This is a genomic window from Nonomuraea typhae (assembly GCF_009760925.1).
Lineage (GTDB): Bacteria > Actinomycetota > Actinomycetes > Streptosporangiales > Streptosporangiaceae > Nonomuraea > Nonomuraea typhae.
Genome location: NZ_VRLV01000005.1, coordinates 673,366 through 697,236, shown reverse-complemented (window position 1 = coordinate 697,236; position 23,871 = coordinate 673,366). Strand labels below are relative to the sequence as shown.

The window sequence follows — 23,871 nt, the reverse complement described above, 5'->3', positions numbered from 1 at the left end:
CCCCGTCTCGCGTACCAGCTCGGCGAAGGTACCGATCATGTTCCGCGAGAACGGCTGCGTCTCCAACCGATTAGCGAACATCGACGCATACAGCTCGACGACCCCTTCGTAGGCCGCCCCGGTCTGGTCCTGGTGCTCCATCATGGGAAGGGAAGCTAACACCCGCGCACGTCCGCAGCTCCTCCGAGCCCGTGCCGACCCCCGCACCTGAGACCGACCGTCCCGTCACATGATCACGGGACAGGCCCTAAGCGCCACCGCTTCTCCGACTGGGTGATCACCATCGCCTGCCCACCCGGGGCGGCACCGATTGCTGCTCCGCCGCCACAGTCGCACCGGCGAGTCGGCCGACATGGATGCGCCGCCGCGGACGCCGATGACCGCGTCCAGCCAGCATGGCGAGCCCGGCCCGACACCGAGGCACACCTCCCACCTGAAGCAGCGATACCGCATCGCCTTTCCCTTGCCTCATAAAGCCCGCAATTGTGGCAATGCAGTCAAATCCACCCACCCCACAGGCTCCGCGAGATCATTTATCCGAGCCCGTAAACCGCCAAGATCTCCCCCAAGTACGGCCGGCGCAGCGACATATGCGTAGACAAAACTACCTATATCAACATGAGCGCCCTGCATCACGTGAAGCCGAACAGACTACTTAGAGCCATATACACCCTTGAACCAGCCCTCTAGGAGTACACTCAGTTCGCCCCTCCCTACACACAGCAACATACGCCTAGTGATCATCCCCCCAGTCACCACGAGTTGTTTAACCGGCACCCGCAGAAACACCTTCCAGTCCTGAGGTTGCACTGATGGACCCCCTCCCCTTTCGGAATGCTCCATGCCACCAGCGACAAGCATCCCCGATGAAGCGCCACCAGCAGGCTTCATCAGCACGACCAGCCGGAACAGAGGCAATGATGCCACCCAACTCCGACGATCTATATCACGGCCGAGAGATAGATCTCCCCTCCGCACTCAGAGCGCTTCATATTCTGGCTGGGGAGCCAAAAGTATGGGCGATCGTGCAAGACCTGCACCACTCACTGAGCCACGCAGAAGTATGCTCCGTCCTCAACCACCAAGCACCGAGCTGGTACATCCTGGAGCAGGTAGTCACCGTCCTCGCCACCCGCGCCGACCTCGCTACGCGACCAGTGGTCGAATGCTTCGCGGAGTTGTGGGCCGACGACATCCACACACCTAGTGCAAGCAGCGTTCGGGCACCGGACGAGCACGCCGAGGTTCTCCTACTCACAGAAGCACCCACCTACCCGGTGTTGCCCAAGGGTGGTGCCACAACCGTCGACGCAGAGAAAGAGATAGAACCGCTGGACATCCCGATCGGACTCAAAGAGCTGGAAACAATGATCGGTAGCTGGTCGCGTGGCGAGCTGGTCACGATAAACGGCTACCCGGGTTCCGGCAAATCTACTCTGCTGCTTAATTTCTGCCGCAACGCGGCGATCAAACACAACACTCCAACGCTCATAGTGACGTCGGGCGCGAGTATGCATGAATTGCAACTCAGGATGATCACGGCCGACGCCGGCATCAACCTCCAAGCGGCACGCAGCGGCGACCTGAACGAAGAAGACCAGATTCGTCTCAGCCGCCGGCGCGCAGAACTCACCGACGCACCCGTCTGGATGCACACGACGCCGACACTGGAAGCCGACGACATCCTACGGAATGCCACCCAAGCTCACGAGAAATTCGGCCTCCGGCTGCTCGCCCTGGACGGCGTCGCCTCCCAGGCCGATGCAGACCGGCAAAGCGGGCAGCCCACCACAGTGACTCTCGAGTTCCTAAAGGACCTCGCAACAAGGCTGAACATCACCGTCATCGCCACCATGCACGGCACCACTCCGCGCTTCCGCTCACGCCGAAACCCGATCGGCTTCCCTGAACAGCCAGAGGTCGAACGCTGGGCAGACATCGGCATGGTCGTGCACCGCAAGGACGCGCGAGACTACCCGCCCTCACACACCAGCGAAGCCCACATCATCGTCCACAAGAACAAGAGAGGCCCGATAGGAATATCGCGGGTCATGTTCCAGGGCCACTATGCACGCTTCGTCGACATCATTCCGCCAGCCCCCTGAGAGATTCCACGGCAACCTCCCGGGACCAGCCTGAGCCAAGGCTGGTCCCGAGGTTCTGCATTGCGAAGCCGTCCATGACCCCAACGGCACCCACTTCAGACGGCACGTCCACGGACAGCAGACGCAGCACCATCCTGAAGCCGAGGCACGTTCGCGGCTTGAACGCCTCAGCCATTTGCATGCGATCATCTACGTCATGTCACCGGCAAAGGAAGGTCCATGCCGGTGATGGCGCCCTTCCGCGTAGAAGTACACGGTGAGGCTGGTCGTCAACGGCGGTACTCGCGGAAGAACGTGAAGTTGCGATACTCCCGAACCCGCCCGCTGTCATAGACGTAGTCGTAGTTGCCGACACCGGGCCGTTCGACGACCACGAAGGCTTCTTCGTCGGGGTGTCGGCCCTCGAAGCAGCAGGCGCTCGCGGGTGTCGCCGGGCCGATGACACCGGTGACGGTGAGGCCGGCGGTCGCGATGGCCAGCGATGCCAGCAGCCGGACCCAGCGGCGAGTGGGGCGGGAGATGTCAGCTTGCATGTCCGCTCCTGCGTTGGTCGGGACACCGGAGAACCCCGGCCAGCTCTATTCGAAACCGAGCATCTACGGGATGTGTCAGCGGCCATGGAATCGGCTTCCACTTCCATGATCTTCGTCACACCGGTAACGATCTCGCCGCCCGATCGGGCACGCGAGATCCAACACGAGCCGAGAAAGATCAAAAGCCAGGCCGGGAATCTATCCCTGACCTGGCTTCTCTCGATTGGAGCGGGTGACGGGAATCGAACCCGCGCTGTCAGCTTGGGAATTGCAGGGACCTCGGCTTGTAGACACGTTGACCTGCGAATGGAGCCGGTCGCGAGCGACCGTGATTGACCCCTCGTCACCCCCCTTAATGGCACGCTAATGGCACAACGATCAGCCTGCGACCTGGTGCTTTCGCGTGACGCGCGCACCCCGCCCACCTGCTCATCCCGTCTGCCGTCGTCCCGCCCGAAGGGGAAGCGGGCTGGGGCCACGGGCACCAGATGGAGCGCCCCACTGGACGAACGATCTGGTGCCCGTGGCCCCGGTCTGCTCGGCTTTGCCCGGGGCGATGGCGGGCGGGATGATCAGGCTTCCACCTCAACCATCTACGGACCCAAGGCCCGGCGCGGCGATCATCCCGGAGCCGGAGTTCCCCGCTGGAGGCTTATTCCCTCTTGGGCCTGCTGCCCTGGTGCCAGGGGTGATCCTTGTACCGGAGGGCGTCAATCAGAGTCCGGCTGTAGCCACTGGCCTGTACAATCTCGTCGATCTTCTCAGCGCGGGCATGTGGCGGAAGGAACTGCTGGATGAGGCTGGCGATCTGGACGCGGGTCTGCTGGAGCTCGGCCGTCCTGTAACGCTCTTCCTCGCCCAGTCTGCGGAGTTCGGCGTACCGTCCGTCAGACGGTGTGCTCTCGGACATGTCGATACTTTAAGGCTTGGCGACCTTGTGCTCCCGGCGCGCGGTTCCCCGCGCGGGACCGGCCCCCAGGCCGCATGCCCGCGCGGGGAGGGCCGCGCGCTGCGGCGGCGCAGCCGCCGCCTTGATCTCAATAAGAACAATTCAGCAATGCACCCGCTATGCCTTTGCCGCCTTCTGCGCTTCAGCGATCAGCTCGACGAGGTCGGCGACGAGTTTGGGGCTGGCGGCGATGGTGGCTCGTGAGGTCATGGTGTGGGGGCTGCCGTCCATGTCGATGACGGTGGCGCCTGCTTCGCGGGCGATGAGGACGCCGGCAGCGGTATCCCAGGGGTTGTTGCTGAGCATGATGTTGGCGTCGACCTTGCCCTCGGCCACCCATGCCAGATCGACGGCAGCCGACCCGAACATGCGCACCCGTTGGACGCGGGCGGCAAGTTCCTCGGTCAATGCCAACCGGGGCCGGTTCCGTGATTCGGCGTTGGTGCCAACCGCGTAGTCACCGATAGCGACGATCGCGGCGTCTAGATCGCTGGTGTGGCTGACGCGGATAGGGGTTCCGTTGGCGCGGGCTCCACCATCGATGGCGGCGGTGTAGCGGGTGGCCAGGAACGGGAGCTCGATCACGCCCAACGTTGGCGCGTCCTTGTCCACCAGGCCCAGCGAGACCCCGCACAACGGGATGCCGTGGAGGAAGTTCGCGGTGCCGTCTACGGGGTCGAGTGCCCACATCAGGCCGGTACCAATGCCGCTGATGCCTTCCTCTTCGCCGAGAAAACTGATCTCGGGAGTCTCCCGGCCGAGGAACTCTCGCACCGCCTCTTCAACGGCGTAATCCACCTCCGTGGCCATGTCACGATCGCCCTTGGACGTGACCATGCCGGGCAATCGCGTCTTGATGATCTCGCTGGCAAGAGTGACGGCCCGTTCGGCGATCGGGAGAAGGGTCCGGGTGTCGATGGTCATACGGGTCTGCTCCGCTCCCACATGTCGGTGAACACCTGGTCGAACACGGGGAAGAGCCCCTCGGCCGCGGTGTTGTCGGTGATGACGAACGTTGGGGAGTCGACTCCGCGGGCCTGCGGCAGATACGGCTGAACCACGCATGTCCCCCGGTCGATGATCAGGATGTTGAACCGGATCGTCTCGTCGTAGACGTGCAGTTCGAGCCGTTCGGCGGCCTCGGGAGTCAGCTTGTCGCGGAGCCTGGTCAACATGGTGATGTTGAGCGCGGTCAACGTGGTCAGCGTGCCATCGGTGTAGCGCTCCTCGTCCTCACGGGCGCGGATCGCCGTGCCCTTGGGGTCCAAGAAGAGGCAGCGAATCCGCGTGCCGCTCTCCAGCAGACGCTTGAGCTGATGATCCGGGTAGCTCTGGCAGAGCACGTTGAGCGAGAGTCCGGCGGCGCTGATCTCTTTGGCGTTGTCGAACAGCTCCGATGCCGGGTATGCGGACGAGAAGGCTGATCGGCTGCTGAATACGGCGGTGACATCAGCCAGGTTTGGAGGTGAAGAGCTGTCAGGTTCGGGGCCGGCGGCGGGATCGGTTCTGGGTGCGGGTACGTCGGCCCCATTCACTGAGAACAACTCGCGTGCGGTCCGGCCGGGAAACATGGCCTCCAGGACGCGGCAGTGATCGGAGTATGGCAGGCCCTTCAGCTCACCGGTCAGCCAGCGGTGGAGCTGCGCACGGCTGGGGTAGCCACCTCGCAGCGACGTGTCCACCTGCTTGGCGGCCTTGTCGTACTCCTTGCAGAACGTGCTGTACGTCTGCCAGTGCCGTTGCTTAAGGAGCGTCTTCAACAGGATCTGCCGGTCCGTCATGATCAGCGCCTCGGGCTGGGGGTGCCTTCTAGATTCAGGCTAGTCAGGAAGGGGCGCGAGGAGGAGACAAAGACGAGACAAACAGAGACGTGGCGTGCGGAGACGAGGTTTGAGCGCGGTCGAGACGTGACGGGTGATCACGACACGCTCGTTCCATGACTGCGCCGTGCGGATCGTGTTCGGGAAGAGGGTGGAAGTACGTCAGCCTTCGCCGCGCCCTGGTGACGATGCGGAGCGCGGATGAAGTCATCCGTGGCGTACGGCAACGCGCCGAGTGCCTGCACTGCTCGGGCGACGGGATGGCAGGCGACCCGTCATGACCACGCAGCCCGATTGCCTGAGCCCTCATGTGGACGCGCGTCTGCACTCCTACTTCCATCTCACCTGGTACCGGCCGACCCACGCGGAGGACCGTTCGCGCGTGGTCGCCTGGACCTGCGACTGCCAGGACACGGTCTACGAGCTCTGTCACGCCGGCGGCCAAGGCTACCTCCGCCGCATGACCCGCGAGGATGACGCCGTGATCGTCCACGAAACACACCGATGGACCTTCAGCAAGACCGATGACTGGTGGGCCGGGCTGCTGGTCGGCCTGGTCCGGTGAGCGGACGCGGCGGCATGGTCCATCCGGGTGACTGATGCCGTCGCGTCTCTGTCCCGGTGGGGATCACTGTTGCGCAGTCAGTGATCCCCACCGTTCCATGACAGGGGGAGACAGACGGAAAGACCGCAGCTAGACTTCACGACAAGTCGAGTTGTTGGACGGTCGTCATGTCACCTGAAGAGTTCGCACCGCCGAAGTATGCCCAGATCGTTCAGGCGATCAGGCAGAAGATCGCAGACGGCACCTATCCCCCGGGCTCTCTGCTTCCGTCCGAAACGCAGCTCGTCCGTGAGTTCGGCGTGAGCCGGCCGACCGTGGTCCGTGCCCTCCAGGTCCTCCAACTCCGGGGAACCATCGTCCGCGAACACGGCAAGGGCTCGTTCGTGAAGTCGGCCCCTCCGGTCTCGGAGGAGGAGAGCACGCGCCCCGGGCGAGCCGTACTCGATCGCTCGGAAGTGGAAGAAGGCGGGACCGTGGTCGATGCCGGTCCGACCCCCGTCCCGGGCGCCGTGGCGAAGCTCCTCGGCCTCCCCGAGCGGACACCTGTCGTACGGCGAAGCCTGCTGTTCAGCGACCCGGACAGGCCGACCGAACTCATCACCATCTGGTGCCCCGTCGATCTGGCCGAAGGTACGGACCTCGGCGGCCCCCGCCTCCTGAGTGTGAGCATCCGCCAACACCTTCAGGCCGTGAAGGGCCTGAAGCTTCAGCACGTCGCGGAGCGGTTGAGCGCTCGTCTCCCCTCTGCCGAAGAGGCCAGGCTCCTCGAAGTCCGTAAGTCGGCGCCGGTCCTCGGCGTGATCGCGAGCGTGTTCAATGGGGGCGGCAGGCCCGTGCTCGTCGTCGACATCACCTTGCCCGGCGACCTCCACGAGTTGGAAGACTCCTACTCCCTCTGACCAGGGCAAGTTCGCAACACACAAAAGATCTTGCAGACTCGACTTGTCAAGCTGTCGAGCCAGAGTTACCTTTGAATCAACTCGACAAGTCGAGTTAACGACAAGACGACAAGCTAAAGGATGCGACATGGCACTCCAAGGACCGATCCCCGTCCACTTCCACCAGGTCTTCCCGCACGGCTGCTACACCGTCGGCGACGTCGAGCCGGTCAAGGACTTCGACGCCTCCTCCGGCGACCGGTTCGTCCAGGCCAGGGACAAGCAGTCAGGCGAACTCGTCTGGCAGATCCCCGTCATGGACGCCGACCCGGCACTCAAGGCCGCGCAGAAGACCGTAGCCGTCAAGATCCTCTCCCCGGTACAGCCGACTCCTCCACAGCCTGTGAACGGCCTGCCGTTCACCCCGGTCGAGTTCGACGGCCTGACCGTAACCCCCTACGTCAACGGCTCCGGCCGCCTCGCCTACTCGATCAAGGCCAGGGAGATGCACAGCCCCCGCACCGCCACCAAGGGAGCCGCATGACCACGTCAGCCCCGTACACCTACGTCACCGTCTCCATGCACCCGGACGCCCCGTCCCGCGTGAGCGTTTCGTTCCACACCCCGCACATCCGCGCACGCTCCTGGGCCGGCGACAGCGGCAAGCCGTTCCTGGACCTGAGCAGCGACGAGGCGACCGTGACCATCTCCACCACCGGCGCGGGCCCCGTCACGGACCAGGACCTCGAACTGGCCACCGACCTCTTCAACGCCGCCGCCCGCTACCTCGCCCTCTGCGAACACCTGCACGCCAAGGACGAGGCGGCCTGACACGCAAGCGGGGCCGCTGGAACTGGCATTCCGGCGGCCCCTGGATCTCCCACACACGCAAATGTTTGGAAGGAAACCAATCCTAATGTTCCGCAAGATGCCCGGCGAAGAGCCGCACCGCATCGTCTCAACCACCCCGGACACGGCAGTCGTGTTCAAGCCCGCTGTAGTCCAGACTCCCGCGATCATCACTCTGATCCTCTTCACCGCCCGGCTCATCGCAAGCCTGGCCCGCACGATCTGGCGCCACCCGGCCGCCATAGCCGTGGCCGGCCTCCCCGCCGTGCTCGGATACCTGTACGGCTGGCGCGTCGCCCTCCTCCTCGTCACCCCGCCCCTCGTCGGCCTGATCGTCTGGCGACTCCTCGACCCGACCACCTTCGCCAAGGTCCTCGGCCTGCGACTGCTGGCCTGGTGGCGGCACATCTGGATCTACCGCCGCCACTGGCAACCGGTGATGATCGTCTCCGGCCTGGGCAAGCACGTCCGTGGCCGCGACTACATCCCCAGACTGGGCAAGGTCACCTGCACGAACTGGGCCGACCGCGTCACCGTCCGGATGCTCAACGGCCAGTCGTTCAAGGACTGGGCGGACCGCTTCGACCACCTCGCCCACGGCTTCGGCGCCCCGTCCTGCCGTATCACCATCGCCAAGGCCGGCCGCATCGTCCTCACCTTTCCCCGCCACGATCCCCTCGCGACCCCACTCCCAGCGGTACCGATCCCGCCCCAGGGAGACGTCCGGCCGGTCGAGATCGGCCGACAGGAAGACGGCTCCCCCTGGCTGCTCAAGCTCCATGGCACTCACACCCTGGTCTCCGGCGCCACCGGCGCGGGCAAGGGCTCCATCATCTGGTCCGCCATCCGTGGCCTCCTCCCCGCGATGCACGACGGTCTCGCCGAAGTCTGGGCGCTCGACCCCAAGCTCATGGAGCTGTCGTACGGCAGGCCGCTCTTCGGCCCTCGCTACGCGGCGGACCCGGCCACGTGCGCCGACCTCCTGGAAGAGGCGGTGTCGGTCATGCAGAAGCGCGCCGCCAAGTTCGCCGGCATCCAGCGCTCGCACACTCCGACCATCGAGGACCCGTTCGTCCTGGTCGTCGTCGACGAGGTGGCGTTCCTGACCGCCTACCAGGCTGACAAGGACCTGAGACGCCGCATCTCGGCCGCCCTGGCAACCCTCACCACTCAGGGACGAGCCGTAGGCGTGGGCGTCCTGGCGGCCCTCCAGGACCCACGCAAAGAGGTCATGAACATACGCAACCTGTTCCCCGACAAGATCGCCCTGCGCCTCGACGAGTCCGAACAGGTCGACATGGTTCTAGGCGACGGCGCTCGCGACCGTGGCGCTCTAGCCGACCAGATCTCCCCGAACCCGGAGGTGGGGGCCGGAGTCGGCTATGTCCGGCTGGAGGCCAACCCGGACCCGGTCAGAGTCCGCGCCACCTTCGTCTCCGACGAGAACATCCGCGCCATGGTCACCGAGTTCGGAGAGGAGCCCCATTGAGCGACCGCACAACCCCGCGAGCCGTCCGCATGGCTCAGCCCCTCGCCCGCGATGTAGCCGAAGAGGTCGCCAAGCTCCACGGCGTCTGCATCCGCCCCTTCGCCTTCCGGCAGATTGACACCCACACCGGCAAGTCCAAGATCGTGGACGTCCCGTGCGGAACCACGATGGAAGCCAAGTGCCCACCGTGCGCCAAGCGCAACCGGCAACTCCGCATGGCCCAGTGCCGTGAAGGCTGGCACCTGGACCAGGAACCTGTCATCACCCCCGACGAGCCGACTGAGGAACAGCGCTGGCTGGTCGAGTTCCGCGCCGACATGCAAGCCCGGCGAGACGGGGCAGCCGCAGAAGATCAGGACACCGCCGACCTCGACGCCGTACTCGACGGCCTGGACGCCGAGATCAACCAGGCGGGCATGCGCGGGAGCGTCCTCGGCCGCGCAACCTCCAAGCGCAACCGCTCCACCAAACGGCGCCAGGACGCGCCCGACCTGCCAAAGCGCAAGATGGCCAACACCACCCTCGGCCGCACCTTCGACGCCCCGGACGGCAAGACCTTCCGCCCCTCCCTGTTCGTCACCCTCACCCTCCCGAGTTACGGCAAGGTGCGGGACGGCTCCCCTATCGACCCAGATGCCTACGACTACCGCCGCGCGGCCCGTGACGCGCTGCACTTCTCCAAGCTGGTGGACCGCTTCGTCCAGAACCTCCGCCGCGTGGCTGGCTACGACATCCAGTACTTCGCCACCGTCGAACCCCAAAAGCGCCTCGCCCCGCATCTCCACATGGCAATCCGCGGAACGCTTCCCCGCGCCGAGATCAAGCAGATAGCCGCCGCCACCTACCACCAAGTCTGGTGGCCGCCCACAGACGAACCCCTCGACCACACACCCGTCTGGGACGAGACAGCGGGCTACCTCAACCCGGCAACCGGCGAAGTCCTGCCCACCTGGGACGAAGCCCTCGACCAGATCGACGAGCCGCAACACGTCATCCGCTTCGGCGACCAGGTCGACATCAAAGGCGTCCTGTCCGGCACCCACGACGCCGACCAGTGCATCCGATACCTGTCGAAGTACCTCACGAAATCTCTCGGTGAAGATCTCGCGGGACGGCAAGATCACTCGGACCGGTTCGTCGAAGCCCTGCGCTACGAACCCTGCTCCCCGACGTGCCCCAACTGGCTGAGGTACGGCGTCCAGCCCAAGAACGCCAAGCAGGGGATGTCTCCCGGCCGCTGCCGCTCCAAAGCCCACAAGCCCGAACACCTCGGCTACGCCGGCCGCCGCGTCCTGGTCAGCCGCAAGTGGAGCAACAAGACCCTCACCGAACACAAGCAGGACCGCCGCACCTGGGTCCTGCAAGCCCTCGGCCAGCCAGACGAGCCGACCGACCCCGGCCGCTACATCTGGCGCCCCATCAAGACCGGTGACCCCGACCTCGACCCGATCCGCGTCCGCCTCCTCCGCTCCGTGGCCAAGCGCCTCCAGTGGCGGGCCCACCTCCGCGACCTGGAAGCCAGGAATCTTTCGGCAACCGGAGAGGCGGCCTAGATGGACCGACTCCACACCGTCCCAGAAGCGGCCGAACTCCTGCACACCTCAGAACGCTTCGTCCGCCGCCTGATCGCCGAGCGGCGCATCGAATTCGTGAAGGTCGGACGCCACGTCCGCATCAGCGAGTCAGCACTGATCAACTTCGTCGTCGCGGGCACGGTCGCGCCCCTGACGCGCCACAACGTGACGGGGAGGGCCGCGTGATGGCCAACAAGGAAAACCACCGCCGATTCGGCAATATCCGCAAACTCCCCTCGGGCCGGTTCCAGATCCGCTACCCCGGCCCGGACGGTCGCGTGAGAACGGGCGAGGAAACGTATGAGCGCAAGGGAGACGCGGACAGAGCGCTGACTCTTGTCGAGGGGCAGATCCTCGCCGGAGAGTGGACCGACCCCGAGCGGGCGAAGATCAAGCTCGCCGACTATTCGGCAACCTGGATCGACCAGCGCCCCGGCTTGCGCCCTCGCACCGTCGACCTCTATCGGTGGCTGCTCAAGAAGCACATCACGCCCTACATCGGCGGCATCGCCCTCGGAAAGCTCTCAACCGCGACGATCCGGCAGTGGCGAGCCGACCTCCTGGCCAAGGGCGTCTCGGTGAGCATGGCGGCCAAGGCGTACCGTCTGCTGCGCGCGGTACTCACGACGGCCAGCGAAGGCGACCGGATCATCTCGCGTAACCCCTGCCGAATCCGTGGGGCCGGCGACGAGCACGCGGATGAGCGTCCCGTCCTCTCGGTGGGACAGGTCTTCGAGTTGGCCGACAGAGTCGGTCGCCGACCGGTGGGGAGCGTACGAGGACTCAAACAGGGGTATCGAGTTCGCTTCCAGCGCCACGGTGTGATGCGCACGCGTCCAGAGATCTTCCCCACACGAGCGGAAGCCGAGCAGGCGCTGTGGCGAATGATCGACACGGGGCAGGCCGACTGCACCCATGATCGCCGCTACCGAGCGTTCGTACTTCTCGCCACCTTCGCCAGCCTGCGTTGGGGCGAGATCACCGCCCTGACCCGAGCAGATCTCGACCTCGACGCCGGAACGGTGCGTGTGCGCCTGGCCTACGTGGAGCGCTCGACGGGGGAACTGATCCTCGGTCCGCCCAAGTCCAAGGCGGGCAAGCGCGTGGTCGGCATTCCGCAGGCGATCATTCCCGCACTACGGGAACACCTCAAGATCTACGTCAAGCCGGAGGCTGGATCACTGATCTTCACGGGCGTGAAGGGCGGCCCGATGCGAAGGAGCGCCTTCAACAAGCTCGCCGGCTGGGTGGAAGCCGTGCGACCTCTCGGCATCCCGAACCTCCACCTCCATGACCTTCGTCACACCGGGAACATGATCGCGGCCAACAGCAATGCCGGGCTCAAGGATCTGATGGCCCGCATGGGTCACGACAGTGTTCGGGCCGCGATGATCTACCAGCACGCGGTCAGAGGCGCCGACAAGGTCATCACGGAAGCGATCGACAAGCACCTGATCGGGCACGAACGGGCACGCGATGACGACGAAGACGAGCCTCCTGAGGTGCTCGCTCCCGTGGGGTGATCACCAGGGCTAATGGCACGCTAATGGCACGCGGAGATCAACAAGTCCATACAAGATCAAAGCCCAGGCTCCGAATCCATCGGATGACCTGGGCTCTCGCGTTTGGAGCGGGTGACGGGAATCGAACCCGCGCTGTCAGCTTGGGAAGCTGATGTTCTGCCATTGAACTACACCCGCCTGCAGCCGAAGCCGCGCCCCCCACTGTAGCGGAAATCCAACCCCCCCGAGCAACCCCAACCATCCCCCCGCCCCAGGGCACCCCCCACGGTAGGTTGCTCTACGTGCTGCTTTCTGACCGCGACATCCTCGCCGAGATCGACAAGGGCCGGTTGAGCCTGGAGCCGTTTGATGCTGACATGATCCAGCCGTCCAGCATCGATGTGCGCCTGGACCGCTTCTTCCGCGTCTTCGAAAACCATAAATATCCGCACATCGATCCCGCGATCGAGCAGCCCGACCTCACCCGCCTCGTAGAACCCGACGGCGACGAGCCCTTCATTCTGCACCCGGGCGAGTTCGTCCTGGCTTCGACGTACGAGGTGATCAGCCTCCCCGACGACCTGGCCAGCCGCCTCGAGGGCAAGAGTTCGCTGGGCCGTCTGGGCCTGCTCACCCACTCCACGGCGGGGTTCATCGACCCGGGCTTCAGCGGCCACGTCACGCTGGAGCTGTCGAATGTGGCCACTCTGCCGATCAAGCTCTGGCCGGGGATGAAGATCGGTCAGTTGTGCGTGTTCAGGCTGAGCTCTCCGGCCGAGCATCCTTACGGCGCGGAGAAGTACGGCTCGCGGTACCAGGGTCAGCGTGGCCCGACGCCGTCCAGGTCGTTCAGGAGCTTTCATCGGACCAAGATCTAGACCGGAGTTCCACCAGCCCCGGGACGACCAGCGCCACCAGCGGCAGTACCGCGGCCAGCGCGCTGACCAGCAGCACCGGCCTGGCCCCGACGGTGTCGACGAGTACACCGGTGGTGACCAGGCCGAACGGTGTCAGCCCGAGCACGGCCACCCATTCCAGTGAGGCCACGCGGGACTGCCTCCCGGGTGGGACCTCGCGCAGCATGCCGATGACCCATTCGATGGCGGCCACCTCCAGCCCGATCCCGGCCAGCAGGAAGCACGTGAACACGGGCCACGGCGTCGTGGAGGTCATGAGGGACAAAGGCACCAGTCCGTACGGCAGAAGCCCCAGCATGGCCGTGAGACCGGGGCGGGGGCCTGGGCGGAGCATGGCGAGGCCGGCGCCGATCAGGCCGCCCAGGGACAGGGCGGCGAGCGAGAGCCCGTAGATGGCGTCGCCTTCGTGCAGGGGCAGGAAGTTCCACTGGAGCTTGAGCGCGGTGGCGGGCAGCAGTACCTGGGCCGGGGCGACGATGAGCGTCTGGTGGAGGGCGAGGACGGCGATGACCGCGGCCATCCACGGCCGGGAGAGCACCTCGCGCACGCCTTGCCGGATTTCGGCCATCAGGGGGCGGCGGGGGACGGTGGGCAGCATCGGCTCGCGCATGAGCCAGATGAGCCCGGCGCTGATGCCGAAGCCGAGCGCGGCGGCGAGGAAGGCCGCCCAGGGGCCGAATGCGACGACGATGGCGGAACCGGCGAACGCCCCCAGGAGCGATCCTGCGCGTAACGAAACGCTGGTCATCGCGATTCCGGTACGGCGGTGCCGTTCGGGCAGCACCGTGGACAGCACTCCCTGGAGTGCGGGTCGGAAGAACGCCTCGCAGAGGCCGCCCAGGAAGACGGCGGCGCCCAGGAAGGGGGCGAGCGGCCAGATGGCGACGACGAGGGTGATGGCGACGAGGCCGAGCTGGGAGCAGGCCATGACGAGGCGTCTGGGGAGCCGGTCTGCCCATACGCCGCCGAAGAGGGCGAATCCCACGAGGGCGATGAGGCGTCCGGCCAGCACAAGCCCGATGGCGGCTGCGCCGTACCCACCCCTGACGAGTGAGATCACCACCGCTATGGGAAAGATGTAGTCAGCCGCCACAGATGCGGTGAGGCTGCACCAAAGCAGACGGAAGGCGCGATCTCCCAACACTCCGGCGGCTGCCCGCATATGTCACCAGGATGAGCCATAAACCTCGTAAAAACCAGCAAAGCGGGCGTCGGCAAAATGGCGATCAAGGTATCGGATGCGTTGGTGTCGATCAAGGGACGGAGGGTAGCCACATGATGAAGGGGACATGAAGTTCGCATTTTGCCTGGTAACCCGTACCCTCTTCCACGGACCATCCCCGCACATCTGGAGAACGACGTGCGCCTGCGTCTCACGCCTCGTGAGGACAGCTACTACGACCTGTTCGCCGACTCCGCGAACAACCTGGTCACGGCATCCCGGCTGCTGGTGGAGATCATCAGCGACGGCTCGGACAGGGAAGCCCTGGCCGAGAAGATGCGCGCCTGCGAACACGCCGGTGACGAGCGCACTCATGCGATCATGAACCGGCTCAATGAGAGCTTCATCACCCCGTTCGACCGTGAGGACATCTACCGCCTCGCCTCCAACCTCGACGACGTGATGGACTTCATGGAGGAAGCCTCCGACCTCATCGTCCTGTACCAGATCGACCACCTGCCCAAGGACGTCATCCGACAGGTCGAGGTCCTGGAGCGGGCGGCCGAGCTGACCGCGGAGGCGATGCCGAAGCTGCGCTCGATGAAGAACCTGAACGAGTACTGGATCGAGGTCAACCGCCTCGAGAACCAGGGCGACCAGGTGTACCGGCGGCTGCTGGCCAAGTTGTTCAGCGGTGAGTACGACGCGCTGACGGTCATGAAGATGAAGGAGGTCATCGACCGGCTCGAGGAAGCCGCGGACGCCTTCGAGCACGTGGCCAACACGATCGAGTCGATCGCCGTCAAGGAAAGCTAAGTGGACCTCACGCTCGCCCTCGTCATCGGCGTGGTCGTCGTTGCGTTGATCTTCGACTACACCAACGGCTTCCACGACGCGGCGAACGCCATCGCGACCTCGGTCTCCACCAGAGCCCTCACTCCCCGAGCGGCCCTGTTCATGGCGGCGGCGATGAACTTCATCGGCGCCCATCTGGGCACCCAGGTCGCGCAGACCGTCGGAAAAGGCATCATCGACGCCCCGCAGGGCACGCACGGCCTGGTGGTCGTCTGCGCCGGCCTCATCGGCGCGATCACCTGGAACCTGGTCACCTGGTACTTCGGCCTCCCCTCCTCCTCCAGCCACGCGCTCATCGGCGGTCTCATCGGCTCGGCGCTGGCCTCGGCCAGCCTCGTCCACTGGGACGGCGTCGTCGAGAAGGTCGTCATCCCGATGATCCTCTCGCCGATGGTCGGCTTCACGCTCGCCGCCGCGATCATGATCGCAATCTATTGGATCTTCCGCAACGCGCAACCGGGCAAGGCCAACCGCGGCTTCCGGTACGCGCAGACCGTCTCCGCCGCCGCCATGGCACTCGGGCACGGCCTGCAGGACGCGCAGAAGACCATGGGTGTGATCTTCCTGGCCCTCACGGTCGGCGGTTACGCCGCGCCGTCGGACCCGATCCCGCAGTGGGTCATCCTGGCCGCCGCCGGGGCGATCTCGCTCGGCACCTACGCGGGCGGCTGGCGCATCATGCGCACGCTCGGCCGCCGCATCATCGCGCTCGACCCGCCACAGGGCTTCGCGGCGGAATCCGCCGCGGCAACCGTGCTGTACGGCGCGGCCATCGGCTTCGGCGCACCCATCTCCACCACCCACACCATCACCTCGGCCATCATGGGCGTCGGCGCGACCAAGCGCCTGTCGGCGGTGCGCTGGGGGGTGGCCGGCAACATCGTGACGGCCTGGGTCCTCACGATTCCGGCGGCGGCACTGGTCGCCGCGCTGTCGTACTACCTGCTCCACTGGCTGGTGGAGTAGCGGCGGCGGCGTACATCACGTCGACGTCCCACCTGCTGAACCCGAGACCCGAGTACAGCCTGATCGCGGCCGCGTTGGCCTCGTCCACGTACAGCATCACCTGGGCGAGGCCACGCGAACGCAGGTGGCGCAGACCGGCGAGGGTCAGCGCCTTGCCCAGGCCGGTGCCCTGCTGCGACGGGTCGATCCCGACCACGTACACCTCGCCGAGCGGCTCGTGGCCGTGCTCGTCCGAGCCGTGGACCTTCGTCCAGTGGAAGCCGACGAGCCGGTCGTCGCGGAAGGCCAGGAAGAAGCCCTCCGGGTCGAACCACGACTCCGCCTCGCGCCGCCGCACGTCGGCGATGGTCCACGCTCCCTGCTCGGGGTGGTGGGCGAAGGCCGCCGCGTTCACCTTGAGCCACGCCTCCTCGTCCTGACCGGGGACGAAGGTGCGCAGCCGTACGCCTGGAGGCAGCTCAAAGGCCGGCAGGGGCGCGAACAGCGACCGGCGCATCTGCCACAGGGAGCGAACCCTCTCGAACCCCAGCGAAGCCGCCAGAGCGCCCGCCCCGGGATGATCCCCGTGCGCCCACAGGCGCAGGCGGCCGCCGGACAGCTCGAGGACCTCGCCGAGCAGGCGCTTGCCGTACCCCTGTCCGCGGAAGGACGGGTGGATGACGAGCTCCCCGCTCGGGCCCTCCACCTCGTCGGTCGGGTCGACGTGCGCGTAGCCGGCCAGCGTGACGCCGTCGTACAGGAGCAGTGAGCGGGCGCGGGCGTCGCCGCCGTAGCGCAGATGCAGCATGACGTGCTCGTTCAGCGGGCGGACCCCGTCCGCCTCGGTGGCCGCTTCCACGACACCGAGGACCTCGGCGATTTCCTGGTCATCCAGTCGTTCCCCGACTTTCACGTGCACGCTCATGGCTCGAACTCTAGGCGTCCGTATGGCAAACAACGCCAGGGGGCCCGCCCATGAATCGTTACCTTTGCGACATTGGCTGCATGGCTTGCCGCCGTAACGTCTTAGGCCATGACGTCTCGATCCCTCCTCCGGCTCGCGTTGGCCGGAGCCGTGGCCGTGGGCGGATTCGCCCTGGCCACCACCCCCGCGGACGCCGGTAAAGCCGCCGCCAGGCAGGTCCCCATCCGACTGCTCTCCCTCAACGACTTCCACGGCCACCTCGAGCCGCCCACCGGCTCCTCCGGCCGCATGGTCGACGAGAACGGGCAGACCGTCGAGGCGGGCGGCGCCGCCTACGTGGCCGCGCACATGAAGCGCCTCGCCGACGACAACACCATCGGCGTCGCCCAGGGCGACCTCATCGGCGCCACACCGCTGATCTCCGCCGCCTACCACGACGAACCCTCCGTCGAGTTCCTCGGCAAGATCGGGGTGAAGGTCTCGGCCGTCGGCAACCACGAGTTCGACGAGGGGTACGCGGAGCTGCGCCGCATCATGTACGGCGGCTGCCACCCGGTGGACGGCTGCTCCCCGGCCGGCCGGTGGAAGGGCGCCCAGTTCGACTACGTCGGCGCGAACGTCCTGTTCAAGAACAGGAACGAGCGGTCCACCGCACTCGACGGCCTCACCTCCACCCCCGAGGCGCGCAAACTCCTGAGCGGATGGGGCGTGCCCGCGTTGCCGCCCATCAGCATCAAGTGGAAGAACGCGGTCCCGATCGGCTTCATCGGCCTCGTCACCCAGACCACCCCCGGCATCGTCACCGCGGAAGGCATCAAGGACCTCAAGTTCGAGGACGAGGTCAAGGCCGCCAACCTCGCCTCCCGCCTGCTGACGATCCTCGGCGTCAAGGCACAGGTCGTGCTCGTCCACGAAGGCGACCAGGTCAACACCGGGCAGTCGCCCGACGCCTGCAGCGCCATCCCCGGCGCCGGCAACCGCATCGCCACCCAGGTGGACCCCGCAGTCGACATGATCCTCAGCGGCCACTCCCACCAGGCGTACAAGTGCGTGGTCAAGGACCCCGCCGGCAGGGACCGCCTGTACACCCAGGGCGGCTCGTTCGGCCGCGTGATCACGCAGGTCGACTTCCAGGTGGACAGGGCCAGCCGCGACATCGTCCGCAGCTCCGTCCAGGCCGACAACCACGTCGTCACCCGGACGATCGCCGCCGACCCGGAGATCTCCCAGTTCGTCCAGACCTGGAAGGACCGCGTCGCCCCGGTCGCCAACAAGCCGATCGGCCGCATCACCGCCGACATCAGCAACGCGAGCACGCCCACCGGCGAAACCCCGCTCGGCAACCTCATCGCCGACGGCCAGCTGGCCGCCACCAAGACCGGCGGAAACGCCCAGATCGCCCTCATGAACCCCGGCGGCATCCGCGCCCCCCTGACCTTCGCGGGCTCCCCGGCCGGCGAGGGTGACGGCGTCGTGACGTACGGCGAAGCGTTCACGGTCCAGCCGTTCAACAACCTGATGCAGGTCGTGACGCTGACCGGGGCCCAGCTGAAGACGGTCCTGGAGCAGCAGTTCGTCGGCGGGCCCAACGGCCAGCCGTTCCAGAAGATCCTGCAGCCGTCGGCCAACTTCACCTACACCTACAGCCGCGGGGCGGCGTGGGGCTCCAAGGTGAGCGACATGAAGATCGACGGCGTGGCGGTGTCGGACACCCAGCAGATCAGGGTCGCGGCCAACAACTTCCTGGTCGGCGGCGGCGACGCCTTCGCCGCCTTCAAGGACGGCACGGACGTGTGGAGCGGGCCGCTGGACATCGACGCCTTCGTCGCATACTTGACCGCCAACCAGCCCACGACCCCGCCGGCCCTGGGACGGATCACGGCGGTGAACTGACCAGGCTTGAAGGCATGGGCTTCCTAGGGGGCGCTTGCGCGCCTCCGGGAAGCCCATGGGAGCGCCCCGGCTTACCTTTCATGGCTTCGCTGGGGCGCTTCGCGCTGTCCGGTGGCCGAGGTTTCCGTCGCCCAAGGCGAGTTCGCCGGTCTCAAGCGGCACCCCGTCATGCAAGCGCCCGTCAGAGTCTTGCGCCCACTTGCACCCCCGCGACGCAACCATTTACGCGCACATTTCGTAATTTGTCGTACGCCCCAACCCCTCTCACAAGCCCCAAGGCTCACGGGAACGCTCCAAACGCCCTGTCGGAAATTTGCGCAATGAAGTCGAAATATTGCGGAGATTTGTTCGTCATCTTATGGTTTGGCCACCCCCCTCACGAAGGGCCCGCCCATGAGACGCCTCTTAGCGTTCCTCGCCGCCACCGCCTTAGGCTTGGCCGGTCTCACCACCACCCCAGCCCAGGCGGAAGGCCCCAACCTCGCCCTGGGCAAGCAGATGTCGGAGAGCAGCCACACCGACGTCTACGCCGCGGCCAAGGCCAACGACGGCGACCAGGCCACCTACTGGGAGAGCGCCAACAACGCCTTCCCCCAATGGATCCAGGTCGACCTGGGCTCGGCGGTCCAGGTCGACAGCCTGACCCTGAAGCTGCCGAACGGCTGGCCCAGCCGTACCCAGACCCTGAGCGTGCAGGGCAGCGCGGACGGCACGAGCTTCAGCACCGTCGTCGCCCAGGCCACCTACACCTTCCAGCCCGCGGCCACCGTCACCTTCGCCACCACGAGCACCCGCTACCTGCGCCTGACCATCACGGCGAACACCGGCTGGCCGGCGGGGCAGCTCGCGGAGCTCGAGGTGTACGGCCCGGCCGGCGCGGACACGCAGCCGCCCACGGCCCCCGGCAATCTGGCGTTCACCGAACCGGCGCCGGGCCAGATCAGGCTCACCTGGCAGCCGTCGAGCGACAACATCGGCGTGACAGGCTACGAGATCTACGCCAACAACGCCCTAAGGGCCACAGTAGGCGGAAATATCGGGGCGTATACGGATAGCCAGCCCCCCACCGCCACCCTCACCTACCACGTCCTCGCCAAGGACGCGGCCAACAACCGCTCCCCCAGCAGCAACACCGTCACCCGCCAGGGCGAGGGCGGCGGGACCAACCTGGCCCAAGGCAAGCCCATCTCGGCCAGCGGCCACACCTGGATCTACACCCCGGCCAACGCCAACGACGGCAACCTCGCCACCTACTGGGAAGGCGGCGGCGGATACCCCAACACCCTCACCGTCGACCTGGGCGCCAACGCCGACGTGACCGCGATCGTCCTCAAGCTCTCCCCGGACCAGGTCTGGGGCCCGCGCACCCAGACCCTCCAGGTGCTGGGCAGGGAGCAGAGCGCCACGACCTTCACGGTCAGGAAGGCCACCGCCGCCTACTCCTTCAACCCGAACAGCGGCAACACCGTCACCATCCCGGTCAGCACCAGGATGGCCGCGGTCAGACTGGAGTTCACCGCCAACACCGGGGCGCCCAACGGCCAGGTCGCCGAGTTCCAGGTGATCGGCACCCCGGCGCCGAACCCGGACCTGACGATCACCGGGATGTCCGTCCAGCCGGGCAGCCCGGTGGAAGGCGACGCCATCACCCTGTCGGCCACGGTCAAGAACGCCGGCACCGAAGCCGCGGCCGCCACCGTGGTCGGCTTCTACCTGGGCACCGACAAGGCGGGAACGGCGACCGCACCCGGGCTGGCCGCGGGCGCGACGCAGACCGTGAGCGCGAACCTCGGCACGAAGCCCGCGGGCACGTACCCGCTGTCGGCCAAAGTGGACGAGAACAACACGGTCATCGAGCAGAACGAGGGCAACAACACCTACAACCACCCGAACCCGCTGACCGTGCGGCCCGTGGACAGCTCCGACCTGGTCGCCGCGCCGGTCGGCTGGACGCCGGGCAACCCCTCGGCGGGCGACACGGTCACGTTCACCGTCGCGATCAGGAACCAGGGCAACGTGGCCTCCGCCGGCGGCGCGCACGACGTCACGCTGACCGTGGCCGACGAGTCCGGGACCGTCGTGCGCACGCTGACCGGCTCCTCCTCCGGCGTCATCGCCCCGGGCGCCACCGCCCCGACGATCACGCTCGGCACCTGGGCCGCGGCCAACGGCAAGTACACGGTCAAGACCGTCCTGGCCCCCGACGCCAACGAACTGCCGGTCAAGCGGGCCAACAACACCTCCGCGCAGCCGCTGTTCGTGGGCCGGGGCGCCAACCTGCCCTACGACATGTACGAGGCGGAGGACGGCCTCTCCGGCGGCGGCGCCCAGGTCACCGGCCCGAACCGGACGATCGGCGACCTCGCCGGCGAGGCGTCGGGACGGCGGGCGGTGCTGCTCAACACCACCGGCGCCTTCGTCGAGTTCACCACCAAGGCCCCGGCCAACACCCTGGTCACCCGCTTCTCCATCCCCGACGGCACCACCTCGACGCTCAACGTCTACGTCGGCGGCGCCTTCCTCAAGTCGATCAGCCTGACCTCGAAGTACGCCTGGCTCTACGGAGCGGAGGCCAGCCCGAGCAACTCCCCCGGCTCCGGCCCGCCGCGGCACGTCTACGACGAGGCGAACATGCTGCTCGGCACCACCGTCCCGGCGGGCAGCAAGATCAAACTGCAGAAGGACGCGGCCAACTCCGGCACGTTCGCGATCGACTTCATCAACCTCGAGCAGGCCACGCCGCAGGCCAACCCGGATCCCGCGCGCTACGCCGTACCCCAGGGGTTCACCCACCAGGACGTGCAGAACGCGCTCGACCGCGCCCGCCAGGACCCCGCGCTCACGGGCGTCTACCTGCCCGCGGGCGACTATCCGACCGCGCAGAAGTTCCAGGTGTACGGCAAGGCCGTCAAGGTGACCGGCGCCGGGCCGTGGTTCACCAGGTTCCTGTCGCCCTCCGGGCAGGAGAACACCGACGTGGGCTTCCGCGTGGAGAGCTCGGCCAACGGCTCGTCCTTCAGCGGCTTCGCCTCGTTCGGCAACTACGTGATCCGCAACGACGGGCCGGGCAAGGTGTGGGACCTCAACGGGGTCTCGAACGTCACCATCGACAACGTCTGGGTCGAGCACCAGATGTGCATGCTGTGGGGCACGAACGTGCACGACATGCTGGTGACGAACTCGCGGGTGCGCGACACGTTCGCCGACGCGATCAACCTGACCAACGGCAGCACGGACAACACGGTCAGGAACGTCGAGGCCCGCTCGACCGGTGACGACAGCTTCGCGTTGTTCGCCGCGGTCGACATCAACAACGCCGACCAGACGGGCAACGTCTACGAGAACCTGACCTCGACGCTGACCTGGCGGGCGGCCGGCGTGGCCGTGTACGGCGGGCAGGACAACGTGTTCAGGAACATCTACATCGCCGACACCCTGGTCTATTCGGGCATCACGATCAGCTCGCTGGACTTCGGCATCCCGATGCGCGGCTTCGGCACGACGCCGACCAGGTTCGAGAACATCTCGATCGTCCGCGCGGGCGGGCATTTCTGGGGCAACCAGACGTTCCCCGGGATCTGGGTGTTCTCCGCGTCGAAGGTGTTCCAGGGCATCAGGGTCAGCGACGTGGACATCGTGGATCCGACCTATTCGGGGATCATGTTCCAGACGCAGTACCTCGGCGGGCGGCCGGTCAACCCGATCACGGACACGGTGTTCACCGACGTCTCGATCACCGGGGCGCGTAAGAGCGGCGACGCGTTCGACGCCAAGTCGGGCTTCGGCCTCTGGGCCAACGAACTGCCGGAGCCGGACCAGGGACCGGCGGTCGGCTCGGTGAGGTTCAACGGGCTGCGGCTGAGCGGCAACCACACCGATATCCGGAACACCACCTCCACCTTCACCATCAACGTCGGCTGACGTCCGGGAGGGGGTGCGGGCCGGCCTTCCCGCACCCCCTACATTTAGCGCCATGAGTTTGGCTGACCTCGGGGTTTCGGAATCCGACGAGCTGGTCTACCGGTTCTTCCTCAGGAACCCGGGCAGCTCGGCGGGGGGCTTCGCGCCGGCCGTCATCCAGCGCCTGCTCGACCTGCGCCTGCTGGAGCTCAACCCCGACGGCACCCTCACCGCCACCGCGCCGCACACCGCCATGGAGCGGCTGATCGAGCGGCGGCTCGGCGAGGTCGGCGGCGAGCTGCGCCGGGTCACCGCGGCCATGCCCGCCCTCCTGGCCGAACACGCCGCCGGCGGCCCCATCGAGCACGTCGAGCGCATCGAGGGCATGGAGCAGACCCAGGAGCGGATCTGGAAGATGTCCGAGGGGGCCGAGGAGATCCTGGCCATGCACCCGGTCAGGCAGAACGTCGTGCCGGCGATCCGCGAGCGCACCCTGACCGACCTGCGCAAGGGCATCCGCCACCGCACGATCGTCCACCGCAGCACGCTGGACGACCCCGACGTGGCCGCCTACTTCCTCGAGATCCACCGCGCCGGCGACCGGCACCGGGTCGTCGACGAGCCGATCCAGCGCCTGGTCATCATGGACCGCGAGACCGCCTTCGTGCCCATCAGGCCGGACAATCCCACCTACGGCGCGCTGATGATCCGCCAGCCCGGCATCGTGGTCACGCTCATCGACCTGTTCGAGCAGACCTGGCGCCGCGCCACCGACCTCGAGCCCGACGACGCCGACCCCACCCCGCTGGAGCGACGGGTCCTGGAACTGCTCGACCGGGTCGGCAAGGACGAGGTGGCCGCGCGGGCCATGGGCGTGTCGGTGCGGACCTTCCGCGGCTACGTGGCCGACCTGATGGGACGGCTGTGCGCGGCCAGCCGCTTCCAGATCGGCACCCGGGCCAAGGAGCGCGGCTGGCTATGACCGCCAGCCCGGCCCCGCCCCGATGACC

Annotated in this window: 21 protein-coding genes, 1 tRNA gene and 1 pseudogene; 15 read left to right on the top strand and 8 right to left on the bottom strand. The window is 66.7% G+C overall.

From position 1 onward, the window contains the following. A pseudogene (locus FVE25_RS56850) lies at positions 1 to 144 on the bottom strand (SAM-dependent methyltransferase); the annotation flags it as partial. A 722-nt stretch (positions 145 to 866) separates the two neighbouring features. Between FVE25_RS56850 and FVE25_RS22760 the strand changes: the two are divergent. Then, the gene (locus FVE25_RS22760) at positions 867 to 2,105 is read left to right on the top strand and encodes a DnaB-like helicase C-terminal domain-containing protein (protein ID WP_181019672.1); all 1,239 of its coding nucleotides are present in this window, start codon (positions 867 to 869) and stop codon (positions 2,103 to 2,105) included. A 269-nt stretch (positions 2,106 to 2,374) separates the two neighbouring features. Here FVE25_RS22760 and FVE25_RS22755 read toward each other — a convergent pair whose 3' ends face one another. The 4 genes from FVE25_RS22755 to FVE25_RS22740 form a co-directional block, all read right to left on the bottom strand. Next, positions 2,375 to 2,638 (bottom strand): hypothetical protein, encoded by a 264-nt coding sequence (locus tag FVE25_RS22755; protein ID WP_157249013.1) that lies wholly within the window; start codon positions 2,636 to 2,638, stop codon positions 2,375 to 2,377. A gap of 652 nt (positions 2,639 to 3,290) precedes the next feature. Further along, positions 3,291 to 3,548 (bottom strand): hypothetical protein, encoded by a 258-nt coding sequence (locus FVE25_RS22750; protein WP_157249012.1) that lies wholly within the window; start codon positions 3,546 to 3,548, stop codon positions 3,291 to 3,293. Positions 3,549 to 3,704: 156 nt separating this feature from the next. After that, positions 3,705 to 4,511, bottom strand: coding sequence for an inositol monophosphatase family protein (locus FVE25_RS22745; RefSeq protein WP_157249011.1), 807 nt, complete (start codon positions 4,509 to 4,511; stop codon positions 3,705 to 3,707). After that, positions 4,508 to 5,368: a DUF5919 domain-containing protein gene (locus tag FVE25_RS22740; protein WP_157249010.1), complete on the bottom strand. Its 861-nt coding sequence runs from the start codon at positions 5,366 to 5,368 to the stop codon at positions 4,508 to 4,510. Before FVE25_RS22740 ends, FVE25_RS22745 begins: the two co-directional genes overlap by 4 nt. 349 nt (positions 5,369 to 5,717) lie before the next feature. On the opposite strand from FVE25_RS22740, the gene FVE25_RS22735 reads away from it, so the two are divergent. The 8 genes from FVE25_RS22735 (at position 5,718) to FVE25_RS22700 (ending at position 12,285) form a co-directional block, all read left to right on the top strand. Then, positions 5,718 to 5,972: a hypothetical protein gene (locus FVE25_RS22735; protein ID WP_157249009.1), complete on the top strand. Its 255-nt coding sequence runs from the start codon at positions 5,718 to 5,720 to the stop codon at positions 5,970 to 5,972. A gap of 167 nt (positions 5,973 to 6,139) precedes the next feature. Continuing rightward, positions 6,140 to 6,871, top strand: coding sequence for a GntR family transcriptional regulator (locus FVE25_RS22730; protein ID WP_157249008.1), 732 nt, complete (start codon positions 6,140 to 6,142; stop codon positions 6,869 to 6,871). 127 nt (positions 6,872 to 6,998) lie between these two features. Further along, the gene (locus tag FVE25_RS22725; RefSeq protein WP_157249007.1) at positions 6,999 to 7,394 is read left to right on the top strand and encodes a plasmid replication, integration and excision activator; all 396 of its coding nucleotides are present in this window, start codon (positions 6,999 to 7,001) and stop codon (positions 7,392 to 7,394) included. Next, complete coding sequence (locus FVE25_RS22720; RefSeq protein ID WP_157249006.1) at positions 7,391 to 7,681, top strand: hypothetical protein; 291 nt, start codon at positions 7,391 to 7,393, stop codon at positions 7,679 to 7,681. Before FVE25_RS22725 ends, FVE25_RS22720 begins: the two co-directional genes overlap by 4 nt. Positions 7,682 to 7,766: 85 nt before the next feature. Beyond that, positions 7,767 to 9,188 (top strand): FtsK/SpoIIIE domain-containing protein, encoded by a 1,422-nt coding sequence (locus FVE25_RS22715; RefSeq protein ID WP_157249005.1) that lies wholly within the window; start codon positions 7,767 to 7,769, stop codon positions 9,186 to 9,188. 29 nt (positions 9,189 to 9,217) lie between these two features. Next, positions 9,218 to 10,741 carry a replication initiator gene (locus FVE25_RS22710; RefSeq protein WP_181019679.1) on the top strand — a complete coding sequence of 508 codons (1,524 nt, stop codon included), beginning with the start codon at positions 9,218 to 9,220 and terminating at the stop codon, positions 10,739 to 10,741. After that, a complete protein-coding gene (locus tag FVE25_RS22705; protein ID WP_157249004.1) occupies positions 10,742 to 10,948 on the top strand; it encodes a helix-turn-helix domain-containing protein in 207 nt (68 codons plus the stop codon). Continuing rightward, on the top strand, positions 10,948 to 12,285 hold the full coding sequence (locus FVE25_RS22700) for a tyrosine-type recombinase/integrase (RefSeq protein WP_246267307.1): 1,338 nt from the start codon (positions 10,948 to 10,950) through the stop codon (positions 12,283 to 12,285). The genes FVE25_RS22705 and FVE25_RS22700 overlap by 1 nt, the downstream gene beginning before the upstream one ends. Before the next feature lie 103 nt (positions 12,286 to 12,388). On the opposite strand, the gene FVE25_RS22695 is transcribed toward FVE25_RS22700, so the two are convergent. Continuing rightward, positions 12,389 to 12,462, bottom strand: a tRNA-Gly gene (locus FVE25_RS22695). A gap of 104 nt (positions 12,463 to 12,566) precedes the next feature. On the opposite strand from FVE25_RS22695, the gene dcd reads away from it, so the two are divergent. After that, complete coding sequence (gene dcd / locus FVE25_RS22690; RefSeq protein WP_157249002.1) at positions 12,567 to 13,142, top strand: dCTP deaminase; 576 nt, start codon at positions 12,567 to 12,569, stop codon at positions 13,140 to 13,142. Here the strand turns inward: dcd and FVE25_RS22685 are convergent. After that, a complete protein-coding gene (locus FVE25_RS22685) occupies positions 13,114 to 14,343 on the bottom strand; it encodes an MFS transporter (RefSeq protein ID WP_157249001.1) in 1,230 nt (409 codons plus the stop codon). The genes dcd and FVE25_RS22685 overlap by 29 nt on opposite strands. Positions 14,344 to 14,541: 198 nt before the next feature. On the opposite strand from FVE25_RS22685, the gene FVE25_RS22680 reads away from it, so the two are divergent. Together FVE25_RS22680 and FVE25_RS22675 are read left to right on the top strand one after the other, a co-directional pair. Then, complete coding sequence (locus FVE25_RS22680) at positions 14,542 to 15,159, top strand: DUF47 domain-containing protein (RefSeq protein WP_157249000.1); 618 nt, start codon at positions 14,542 to 14,544, stop codon at positions 15,157 to 15,159. After that, the gene (locus FVE25_RS22675; protein WP_157248999.1) at positions 15,160 to 16,164 is read left to right on the top strand and encodes an inorganic phosphate transporter; all 1,005 of its coding nucleotides are present in this window, start codon (positions 15,160 to 15,162) and stop codon (positions 16,162 to 16,164) included. Here FVE25_RS22675 and mshD read toward each other — a convergent pair. Beyond that, entirely contained in the window at positions 16,097 to 17,068 is a 972-nt protein-coding gene (gene mshD / locus FVE25_RS22670; protein ID WP_157248998.1) for a mycothiol synthase, read from the bottom strand. The two genes, FVE25_RS22675 and mshD, sit on opposite strands and share 68 nt — an antisense overlap. Before the next feature lie 108 nt (positions 17,069 to 17,176). Here mshD and FVE25_RS22665 point away from each other — a divergent pair, with 108 nt between their 5' ends. The 3 genes from FVE25_RS22665 to FVE25_RS22655 all read left to right on the top strand — a co-directional run bounded on the left by FVE25_RS22665 (position 17,177) and on the right by FVE25_RS22655 (position 23,843). Next, positions 17,177 to 18,961: a bifunctional metallophosphatase/5'-nucleotidase gene (locus FVE25_RS22665; RefSeq protein WP_157248997.1), complete on the top strand. Its 1,785-nt coding sequence runs from the start codon at positions 17,177 to 17,179 to the stop codon at positions 18,959 to 18,961. A 393-nt stretch (positions 18,962 to 19,354) separates the two neighbouring features. Beyond that, entirely contained in the window at positions 19,355 to 22,882 is a 3,528-nt protein-coding gene (locus tag FVE25_RS22660) for a discoidin domain-containing protein (protein WP_157248996.1), read from the top strand. A gap of 52 nt (positions 22,883 to 22,934) precedes the next feature. Then, complete coding sequence (locus FVE25_RS22655) at positions 22,935 to 23,843, top strand: hypothetical protein (protein WP_157248995.1); 909 nt, start codon at positions 22,935 to 22,937, stop codon at positions 23,841 to 23,843. Positions 23,844 to 23,871: the final 28 nt, after the last annotated feature.

Excerpts from the sequence above, each read along its gene's own strand:
- FVE25_RS22745 (WP_157249011.1), bottom strand. The coding sequence starts at position 4,511 with ATGACCATCGACACCCGGACCCTTCTCCCGATCGCCGAACGGGCCGTC.
- FVE25_RS22715 (WP_157249005.1), top strand. The coding sequence starts at position 7,767 with ATGTTCCGCAAGATGCCCGGCGAAGAGCCGCACCGCATCGTCTCAACC.
- FVE25_RS22755 (WP_157249013.1), bottom strand. The coding sequence starts at position 2,638 with ATGCAAGCTGACATCTCCCGCCCCACTCGCCGCTGGGTCCGGCTGCTG.
- FVE25_RS22730 (WP_157249008.1), top strand. The coding sequence starts at position 6,140 with ATGTCACCTGAAGAGTTCGCACCGCCGAAGTATGCCCAGATCGTTCAG.
- FVE25_RS22725 (WP_157249007.1), top strand. The coding sequence starts at position 6,999 with ATGGCACTCCAAGGACCGATCCCCGTCCACTTCCACCAGGTCTTCCCG.
- FVE25_RS22700 (WP_246267307.1), top strand. The coding sequence starts at position 10,948 with ATGGCCAACAAGGAAAACCACCGCCGATTCGGCAATATCCGCAAACTC.
- FVE25_RS22760 (WP_181019672.1), top strand. The coding sequence starts at position 867 with ATGAAGCGCCACCAGCAGGCTTCATCAGCACGACCAGCCGGAACAGAG.
- FVE25_RS22705 (WP_157249004.1), top strand. The coding sequence starts at position 10,742 with ATGGACCGACTCCACACCGTCCCAGAAGCGGCCGAACTCCTGCACACC.
- FVE25_RS22655 (WP_157248995.1), top strand. The coding sequence starts at position 22,935 with ATGAGTTTGGCTGACCTCGGGGTTTCGGAATCCGACGAGCTGGTCTAC.
- FVE25_RS22660 (WP_157248996.1), top strand. The coding sequence starts at position 19,355 with ATGAGACGCCTCTTAGCGTTCCTCGCCGCCACCGCCTTAGGCTTGGCC.
- mshD (WP_157248998.1), bottom strand. The coding sequence starts at position 17,068 with ATGAGCGTGCACGTGAAAGTCGGGGAACGACTGGATGACCAGGAAATC.
- FVE25_RS22710 (WP_181019679.1), top strand. The coding sequence starts at position 9,218 with ATGGCTCAGCCCCTCGCCCGCGATGTAGCCGAAGAGGTCGCCAAGCTC.
- FVE25_RS22665 (WP_157248997.1), top strand. The coding sequence starts at position 17,177 with ATGACGTCTCGATCCCTCCTCCGGCTCGCGTTGGCCGGAGCCGTGGCC.
- FVE25_RS22720 (WP_157249006.1), top strand. The coding sequence starts at position 7,391 with ATGACCACGTCAGCCCCGTACACCTACGTCACCGTCTCCATGCACCCG.
- FVE25_RS22750 (WP_157249012.1), bottom strand. The coding sequence starts at position 3,548 with ATGTCCGAGAGCACACCGTCTGACGGACGGTACGCCGAACTCCGCAGA.
- FVE25_RS22685 (WP_157249001.1), bottom strand. The coding sequence starts at position 14,343 with ATGCGGGCAGCCGCCGGAGTGTTGGGAGATCGCGCCTTCCGTCTGCTT.
- FVE25_RS22740 (WP_157249010.1), bottom strand. The coding sequence starts at position 5,368 with ATGACGGACCGGCAGATCCTGTTGAAGACGCTCCTTAAGCAACGGCAC.